Source organism: Ferrovibrio sp. (assembly GCF_029255545.1).
Classification (GTDB): domain Bacteria; phylum Pseudomonadota; class Alphaproteobacteria; order Ferrovibrionales; family Ferrovibrionaceae; genus Ferrovibrio.
Map to the genome: position 1 here is coordinate 84,467 of NZ_JANLJJ010000068.1, position 8,439 is coordinate 92,905.

Sequence of the window (8,439 nt, forward strand, 5' to 3'; positions counted from 1 at the left end):
GAAAACCACGGGGGCAAATCGGGGGGAGATCATCTGTCTTTTCCTTTCAGGTTTGAAAACGTGTGTTACAGCGCCGCCGTCAGGCGGGCGGCAATGAAAAGCCCGGTGCCGAACACCAGGTGGGTGATCAGGCTGCGCAGTCGCGACGCCGTCGGATCGGGCGTGCGCGACGCGGCGATGCCCATACCGAAGGCCGGCTGCATCACCAGGAAGGGCGCCGCGACGGTGACAAGGCCCGTGAGCAGAGCCGGCGCCAGCGTCGGCGCTGCCAGCCAGCCGGCGCCGAACACGGCAACGAGGCCGGCGGCAAAGCTGATGCCGATGGCATAATGCGCCATCCAGCCGATCACGGCTTCGGCCGGCACCGGCGCCGCCTTGCCGATGCCGGCATGCCGAAGCTGCCCACGCGGCAGATGGCCGAGCCAGCGGCCGACCATCCGGTAATCCAGCCCGGCCACGCCATAGACGCGCCGGAGGATCAATCCCCACAGATCCATCGCCAGCGTGGCGCCAACGCCGACGACAACAATACGCACCATAACCTCTGACATCTCATTCACCTTTTATGCTTCGGTCCGGGCTTGTTTCAGCCGGGAATGGCGCTACCCTACTAATTCAAGTTCACTTGAGGTCAAGACAGAATCTCTTTGGCATGCAATTGCTCGATATCGCCGACGTGGCGCAGCGGTCCGGCCTGCCCGCCTCCGCCCTGCGCTTCTATGAGGAAAAAGGCCTGATCGTTTCGGTCGGCCGGCGCGGCCTGCGCCGGCTGTTCGAGCCGGATGTGCTGGAGCGGCTGGCGCTGATCGCGCTGGGCCGCATTGCGGGTTTCAGCCTGGAGGACATCGCCGCCATGTTCGGCCCGGGCGGAAAGCTGCGCATCCGGCGCGACCGGCTGACGGCCAAAGCCGACGAGCTGGACCGCACCATCCGGCACCTGGCGGCGATGCGCGACGGCCTGCGCCATGCCGCCGTGTGCAAGGCGCCCAGCCATATGGAATGCCCCACTTTCCGCCGGCTGGTGCGCGTGGCCGGCGCCGGCCGGCTGTCGCCGCCAAGCAGTACAACAAAAACCAAAAGCCGCCGGCGCCCCGCTTTAACCTGACAGCCTGTTACAGGCATTAATGGATGAATGTCGCGATCAGGTCGGTAACTTCTCTCGACCGGTCCAGACTCGCCGCGTGGGCGGCGCCGGCCAGCACATGATGCGCCCCGTTCGGCATCATGCCTGCGGCATGACGGGACCGCTCCTGAATATGGGGAAAATCCATGTCGCCGCAGATCACCAGCGACGGCACCGCGATCTCGCCCAGGCGCTGGAAGGCATCGGGCACGAGATCGACATCCGGCCCGGTCGGCGGCGCGCGCAGCGCGGTGGCGTTCATGTTGCAGAACAATTCGCGCGCCGGGCCCGTGACACGCCCCTCGGGCTGCAGCGGGCCATCGAGCCAGAGCCGGGCCTTGATCGCGATCACGCGGTCCAGATCGCCGGCCGCTTCGGCTGCCTTCTGCTCGGCCAGCAGATTCCTGACGGCAGGCGGCAGCACCGGCTCGGGCGCGCCGGTCACGGTGGGCGAGATGAGCACCAGCCCGCGGACAGAAGCCGGGTGCCGCAGCGCCGCGTCGATGGCGATGCGGCCACCCTGCGAGCAACCGACGAGGATCGCGGGCCTGCCATCTGCCACGGCGGCGATCACCGCGATCAAATCCGCGACGCCGGAAAACTCTTCCTGTTCGGCGCGGGTCTCGCCAAAGCCCCGGCGGTCATAGGCGATGGCCTGATTGCCGGCGCCAATGGCATCCAGTTGCGCGCGCCACATGCGGCGATCGCAGATGTTGGCATGCAGAAAGACGACGGGGTCACCACTGCCGACAACGTCTGCGGCCAGCGTGGCGCGGCCGGACACGATCCGAGGCTGGGAGGTCATGACTCGTCCACTCTGATTCGGGGCATGCTGGTACTCGGGAGATGGCCAGTATTGCCGCCTCGCCGGCCATCAACAAGCAGCATGGACTGTTTCGCGCATAACCGGGTATCGAGAATTGTAGCCTGACATCTCCGTGCTTGCCTTTATGCAGCCGGCCCGGCCAGACTTGGCCCATGCTGAATGAGATCAACCTGCCGCTCATCCTGCTGGCCGCGCTGATGGCGACATCGAGCCCCGGCCCGGCCACCGTCACCATCGCCGGCACCGCGATGAAAGCCGGCCGCAGATATGGCCTTGCCGTCGCCAGCGGGATCAGCAGCGGATCGCTGATGTGGTCGACGGCGGCGGCCTTCGGGCTCGGCGCCGTGATGCTGGCCAATGCCTGGGTATTCGAGCTGCTGCGGTATTGCGGCGCCGGCTACCTGGTCTTCCTGGCCATCAAGTCCGCCCGCTCGGCCCTCACGCCGGGCGAAATCGAACCGAGAGGTCTGGCCAACCCGACGCTAAAACGCGCCTATGCCGCAGGCCTTGGCCTGCACCTGACCAATCCCAAGGCTATCCTGTTTTTCGGTTCGCTCTATGCCGTGGGCGTGCCGGCCCATGCCGCGCCATCGACGCTGCTGGTCATCATCGCCGCCGTGGCGATCCAGAGCGCCCTGGTCTTCCACGGCTATGCCCTGCTGTTTTCCAGCCCGCCGGTGGCGCGCGGCTACATGCGCCTGCGCCGCTGGTTCGAGGCCACCTTCGCCCTGGCCTTCGGCTATGCCGGGGTGAAACTGCTGACGACGCGGCTTCAGTAGCCGGTCTCGCTCCCGGTTCCGATGCCGCTCCCGGTGCCGGCGCCGAAAAGAAGTTGTTGTATTACATAACAAAACTGGAATTTGGGTGACCCGGTGGCTGCAAAGCCGCTGGCAACGCGGTTTTTCCGCCCCGCTGTTGTCTGCGCCCCCGTCCCGTAAAAACCGCTCCGCATACACGTTCCGGTTTGCCGGATGATGGGTTACTATGCGCGCAACGCGGGAGGCAAATGTCTGTGGCCGAGAGTTCGCTGAACTTCATCGACGAAACCCGCCCACCCGGCGGTCCGCCCGGGGGGCCAACCGATGGCTCGTCCGGCGAACGGCGGAGCTGGAAGGTGCTGATCGTCGATGACGAGCCCGACGTGCATTCCCTGACCAAGCTGCTGCTGCGCAATTTCAACTACCGCAAGCGCGGCCTGACCTTCCTGAGCGCCTATTCCGCCACCGAGGCGCGCGACGTGATGCGCGACAACCCCGACACCGCGCTGGTGCTGCTGGACGTGGTGATGGAAACCGAGCATGCCGGCCTGGCGCTGGTGGATTTCATCCGCAACGATCTGGCCAACAAGTCGACCCAGATCGTGATCCGCACCGGCCAGCCGGGCCAGGCGCCGCCGCTGACCGTGGTGTCCAACCACGGCATCAACGACTACAAGGAAAAAACCGAGATCACGCAGCAGAGCATGATCCTCACCGTGGTGAAGGCCCTGCGGCTGTACGAGGAATTCCTGCCCAGCTATATCGCCGCGGCCAAATTCGCCAACCTGACCGACCGCGCCCGCAGCGGCGCCGACGACCGCGAGCTGCTGCGGCTGCTGCGCCAGGAGGTCGAGAATGGCGAGGACGGCGCCGTGCCGCGACCCAGCGAACCCGCCGATCCGCGGCTGGCGGCGCTGACCGAGCGCGAACGCGAAGTGCTGAAATGGGTCAGCCAGGGCGATTCCAACAAGGCGATCGCCATCCGGCTCGGCGTTCAGGAAGTCACCGTGAAGGCCCATCTGCGCCAGATCTTCGCCAAGATGCAGGTGTTCAACCGCACCCAGGCCGCATCACTGGCCCTGCGCCTGCTGGAACGCGACAGCGACACGCCGCGCTGAGACGCCGCCCCGTCCAGCCATGATCGGAAAAAATGCCGCGCCGGCCTGATCCGGCCGGCCATGCCCTGCGTATCAGATGGTGCACACTGATACGGCATCGGCATGGCAGATTCAGCCTCCTCCTCTTCTCCTGTTATCCTCTGGTTCCGCCAGGATTTGCGGCTGAACGACAATCCGGCGCTGGCCGCCGCCGCCGCGGCCGGCCGGCCGGTGATTGCGCTGTATGTCCTCGATACCGCCCTGCCGTCATGGCAAATGGGCGGCGCCAGCCGGTGGTGGCTGCATCATGCGCTGAACGCGCTGGCCACCGAGCTGAAGCGCCGGTATGGCCTGAAACTGATCCTGCGGCGCGGCGACGCGGCCGCGATCCTGCCGGCGCTGGCGCGCGAAACCGGGGCGGCCGCCGTGTTCTGGAACCGCTGCTACGAGCCGGCGGCGGTGGCGCGCGACACGATTCTGAAAACGACACTGAAGGCCGAGGGCATCGCGGTCGAGACCTTCAACGCGTCGCTGCTGGTCGAGCCCTGGCAGGTGAAGACCCGGACCGGCGGCTGGTTCAGGGTCTATTCGCCCTTCTGGCGCGCCTGCCGCGCCCTGCCCGACCCGGCGCCGCCGCACCGCGCGCCAAAGAAGCTGCAGGCCTTCAACAAACCGGTGCACGGCGAGCGACTGGACGACTGGCAGTTGCTGCCCACGCAACCGGACTGGGCCGGCGGCCTGCGCGCAACCTGGCAGCCGGGTGAAGCCGGCGCGGCGGCGCGGCTGCAGGCCTTCATCGATGACGCGCTGCAAGGCTATGCCGATGGCCGCGACCGGCCGGATCGCAATCTCACCTCGCGCCTGTCGCCGCATCTGCATTTCGGCGAGATCGGTCCGCGCCAGGTCTGGCAGGCCGTGCAGATGGCCGCCGCTGAGAACAGCGCCGCCGCCCGCAATGCCGAGACGTTCCTCAGCGAACTCGGCTGGCGCGAATTCGCCCATCACCTGCTGTTCCATTTTCCCGCCCTGCCCGAGCGCAATTTCCGCGCCGGTTTCGATGCCTTCCCCTGGCAGGACGATCCGGCATTGCTGGCCCGCTGGCAGAGGGGACTGACCGGCTATCCCATCGTCGATGCCGGCATGCGCGAGCTGTGGTTGACCGGCTGGATGCATAACCGCGTGCGCATGATCGCGGCCTCTTTCCTGGTCAAGCATCTGCGCCAGCACTGGCGCCATGGCGAAGCCTGGTTCTGGGACACGCTGGTGGATGCCGACTTGGCCAACAACGCCGCCAGCTGGCAATGGGTGGCGGGATCGGGCGCCGATGCCGCGCCGTATTTCCGCATCTTCAACCCGATCCTGCAGGGCGAGAAATTCGATCCGCAGGGCGGGTATGTGCGCCGCTGGCTGCCCGAGCTGGCGCGCCTGCCCGACAAGTACATCCACAAGCCCTGGCTGGCGCCGGCCGCCGTGCTGCGCGAGGCCGGGCTGCGGCTGGGACAGGATTATCCGCAACCGCTGGTCGATCATGATGCCGCCAGAAAAGCGGCACTGGCGGCCTTCGCCCAGTTGCGCAATGATGACCGTCAGACAGCGGGGGCTGCATGAGCAGGCACGAAACCATCCGGCGACAGCGTATCGCCGTGATCGGCGCGGGCATCGCCGGACTGGGCGCCGCCTGGGCGCTGTCGCGCCAGCATGACGTGACCGTCTTCGAGGCCAATGCCTATCCCGGCGGCCACAGCAACACCGCCGAGATCGACTATGATGGCACGCCGATTGCGGTGGATACCGGCTTCATCGTCTTCAACGACTGGAACTACCCGAACCTGACGCGGCTGTTCGCCCATCTGGGCGTGCCGGCGATCAGAAGCGACATGTCGTTTGCCGTCAGCGTCGGCGATGCCAGGCAGCCCGGCCAGCTGGAATGGAGCGGCAGCAGCATCGCCACTTTGTTCGCGCAGAAACGCAACCTGCTGAGCCCGCGTTTCCACCGCATGTGGCGCGACATCCTGCGCTTCAACCGCGCCGCCGTCGCCGACCTCGAGTCCGGCCGCATGGCTGGCCTCAGCCTTGGCGAGTATCTCGCCGCCAGCCGGTATGGCGACGGCTTCATGCTCGACTACCTGCTGCCGATGGGCGCCGCGATCTGGTCGGCGCCGCTGGCCGAGATGCAGGCCTTTCCGGCCGAGACCTTCGCGCGCTTTTTCAGGAACCACGGCCTGCTCAGCGTCAACGATCGGCCGCAATGGTATACCGTGCAGGGCGGCAGCCGCGACTATGTGCGCCGCCTGCTGGCGGATGCCGGCATCACGCTGCATCTGAACCGGCCGGTGCAGGCGGTGGCGCGACAGGCAGATGGCATAGCCGTCATGGGCCGGACCGGCTTCGAGACCTTTGACCGGGTGGTGCTGGCCTGCCACGGCGACCAGGCCCTGCGGCTGCTGGGCCATCATGCCACGGCGGCCGAACGCGACATCCTCGGCTGTTTCCGTTTCCAGTCCAACCGCGCCGTGCTGCATCGCGACGAGAGACTGATGCCGGTGCGGCGCAGCGTCTGGGCCAGCTGGAATTACCTTTCCGAGCCACGCCGCGACCTGCATCGTCGCGTCGGACTGACCTACTGGATGAACCGGCTGCAATCGATCGACGACAGCCGGCCGCTGTTCGTCACCATGAATCCGCTGCGGCCGCCGCGGCAGGACAAGGTGTTCGCCGAATTCGATTACGAGCATCCGCTGTTCGACCGGGCGGCGATCGCGGCGCAGAACCGCCTGCCCGAGATCCAGGGCAAGGACCGCCTGTGGTATTGCGGCGCCTGGTGCAGATACGGCTTCCACGAGGATGGCCTGACCGCCGGCCTGCAGGTGGCGGCAGGACTGGGCGCGGCCCTGCCCTTCGAGCCGGCGACCGCGCCGCCGCGGCTGGAGCGCGTCGCGTGACCGGGGCAGACCTCTACTGGTGCCGCGTGATGCATGAGCGGCTGCTGCCGTTCCGGCACAGATTCGAATACCGCGTCTTCTCGCTGCTGCTGGATATCGACCGCCTGGCCGAGCTGGATCGCGGCCTGCGCCTGTTCGGCTACAACCGCTTCGCCCTGATCGGCTTCGATGACCGCGACCATGGCCCGCGCGATGGCTCGCCGCTGCGGCCATGGGTGGAAGCCGCGCTGGCCGAACATGGCCTGCAGGAGGCAGCGGCGCAAATCCGCATCTTCTGTTTCCCGCGCCTGCTTGGCTACGTGTTCAACCCGCTCAGCGTGTTCTTCTGCTACGACGCTAAAGGCCAACTGCGCGCCACGCTGTATGAGGTGAAGAACACCTTCGGCGACCAGCATGCCTACCTGATCGACGTGCCGGCCGGAAAGAACAACGGCAAGATCGTCGACCAGAGCGTGGCCAAGCGATTCCATGTCTCGCCCTTCCTGCCGCTGGAGGGCGAATATCAGTTCCGCGTCCTGCCGCCCGGCGAAAAAATCGGCATCATGATCCGCCAGCTCGGCCAGAGCGGCGCCCTGCAGATGATCGCCACGCAGAGCGGCCGCCGCGAGGACGTCACCGATCACAGTCTGTTGAAGGCCTTCATCCGCCATCCGCTGATGACCGTAAAAGTCATGGCCGGCATCCACTGGGAGGCGCTGCAACTCTGGCGCAAGGGCGCGGCCTTCTTCCGCTGGACCACGCCGCCGCACCGCGCCGTTTCCGTCGGCAAAAGCAAAGACTGAAAAAGACCAGGGAGCCTGTTGAATGAGCGAAGCTTACGCCGAACGGCAGACCCCGCTGGACCGCGCTGCGGAAGCAGCCGTGGATGCCGCCGTCGACGCCATCGCCCATCTCCATCGCACCGAGCCGCGCCAGGCCGGCCATAGCCTGCTGCTGAAGTCGGCCCAGGATGCTCTGCGGCTGCCGCGCGTACCGCGCTGGACCCGGCTGATGCTGTCGCTGGCTGCCCGTGTCAGCCATGGCAGCATCACGATTTCGCTGCCCGATGGCCGCGCCCTGATGGCGCAGGGCCGTGAGCCCGGCCCGGCCGCCACCCTGCATATCCGGCAGCACCGCTTTGCCCGGCGCCTGCTGCTGGGCGGCAACCTGGCGGTGGGCCAGGCCTATATCGATGGCGATTTCGACTGCGACGACCTGACTGCGCTGACCGAATGGGCCTGTTTGAACAGCGATCTGGATTCCACCCTGATGGGACAGCCCTGGCTGCGCGCCCTGCGCCGGTTTGGCTTTGCCCTTGCCGCCAATTCCCGTCGCGGCAGCCGGCGCAACATTGCCTATCATTACGACCTCGGCAATGACTTCTACCGCCTGTGGCTCGACCCCTCGATGACCTATTCATCCGCCCTGTGGCGGCGCAGTGACGAAAGCCTGGAAGAAGCGCAACTGAACAAATACCGCCGTCTGGCCGGCGAGGTGCTGCGCCTGCAGCCGGACCAGCGCGTGCTGGAGATCGGCTGCGGCTGGGGCGGCTTCGCCTGCCTGGCGGCCATGGAATACGGTGCCCGCGTGCATGCCGTGACGATCAGCCGCGAACAGCATGACTTTGCCTGCCGCCGCGTGCAGCAGGCGGGACTGAACGAGCGCGTGCGGATCGAGTTGCGCGACTACCGCGACCTGACCGACGCGTATGACG

9 protein-coding genes are annotated in these 8,439 nt (G+C 66.7%); 7 read left to right on the plus strand and 2 right to left on the minus strand.

Going from position 1 to position 8,439, the window contains the following annotated elements; all coding sequences use genetic code 11:
• Positions 1–65: 65 nt before the first annotated feature.
• The gene (locus Q1J79_RS13520) at positions 66–551 is read right to left on the minus strand and encodes a DUF2938 domain-containing protein (RefSeq protein ID WP_300301244.1); all 486 of its coding nucleotides are present in this window, start codon (positions 549–551) and stop codon (positions 66–68) included.
• A 101-nt stretch (positions 552–652) separates the two neighbouring features.
• Here Q1J79_RS13520 and Q1J79_RS13525 point away from each other — a divergent pair, with 101 nt between their 5' ends.
• Positions 653–1,105 (plus strand): helix-turn-helix domain-containing protein, encoded by a 453-nt coding sequence (locus Q1J79_RS13525; RefSeq protein WP_300301246.1) that lies wholly within the window; start codon positions 653–655, stop codon positions 1,103–1,105.
• A 16-nt stretch (positions 1,106–1,121) separates the two neighbouring features.
• Here Q1J79_RS13525 and Q1J79_RS13530 read toward each other — a convergent pair whose 3' ends face one another.
• Positions 1,122–1,928 (minus strand): alpha/beta hydrolase, encoded by an 807-nt coding sequence (locus tag Q1J79_RS13530; RefSeq protein ID WP_300301248.1) that lies wholly within the window; start codon positions 1,926–1,928, stop codon positions 1,122–1,124.
• Between the two features lie 173 nt (positions 1,929–2,101).
• Here Q1J79_RS13530 and Q1J79_RS13535 point away from each other — a divergent pair, with 173 nt between their 5' ends.
• The 6 genes from Q1J79_RS13535 to Q1J79_RS13560 form a co-directional block, all read left to right on the plus strand.
• Positions 2,102–2,728 (plus strand): LysE family translocator, encoded by a 627-nt coding sequence (locus Q1J79_RS13535; RefSeq protein ID WP_300301250.1) that lies wholly within the window; start codon positions 2,102–2,104, stop codon positions 2,726–2,728.
• Positions 2,729–2,955: 227 nt separating this feature from the next.
• Positions 2,956–3,825: a response regulator transcription factor gene (locus Q1J79_RS13540; protein WP_300301252.1), complete on the plus strand. Its 870-nt coding sequence runs from the start codon at positions 2,956–2,958 to the stop codon at positions 3,823–3,825.
• Positions 3,826–3,927: 102 nt separating this feature from the next.
• Positions 3,928–5,412, plus strand: coding sequence for a deoxyribodipyrimidine photo-lyase (locus Q1J79_RS13545; RefSeq protein ID WP_300301254.1), 1,485 nt, complete (start codon positions 3,928–3,930; stop codon positions 5,410–5,412).
• Positions 5,409–6,746 (plus strand): NAD(P)/FAD-dependent oxidoreductase, encoded by a 1,338-nt coding sequence (locus Q1J79_RS13550; protein WP_300301257.1) that lies wholly within the window; start codon positions 5,409–5,411, stop codon positions 6,744–6,746. The genes Q1J79_RS13545 and Q1J79_RS13550 overlap by 4 nt, the downstream gene beginning before the upstream one ends.
• Entirely contained in the window at positions 6,743–7,528 is a 786-nt protein-coding gene (locus tag Q1J79_RS13555; RefSeq protein ID WP_300301259.1) for a DUF1365 domain-containing protein, read from the plus strand. The genes Q1J79_RS13550 and Q1J79_RS13555 overlap by 4 nt, the downstream gene beginning before the upstream one ends.
• 22 nt (positions 7,529–7,550) lie before the next feature.
• The coding region (locus tag Q1J79_RS13560) for a class I SAM-dependent methyltransferase (protein WP_300301261.1) at positions 7,551–8,439 on the plus strand (889 nt) is incomplete at its 3' end.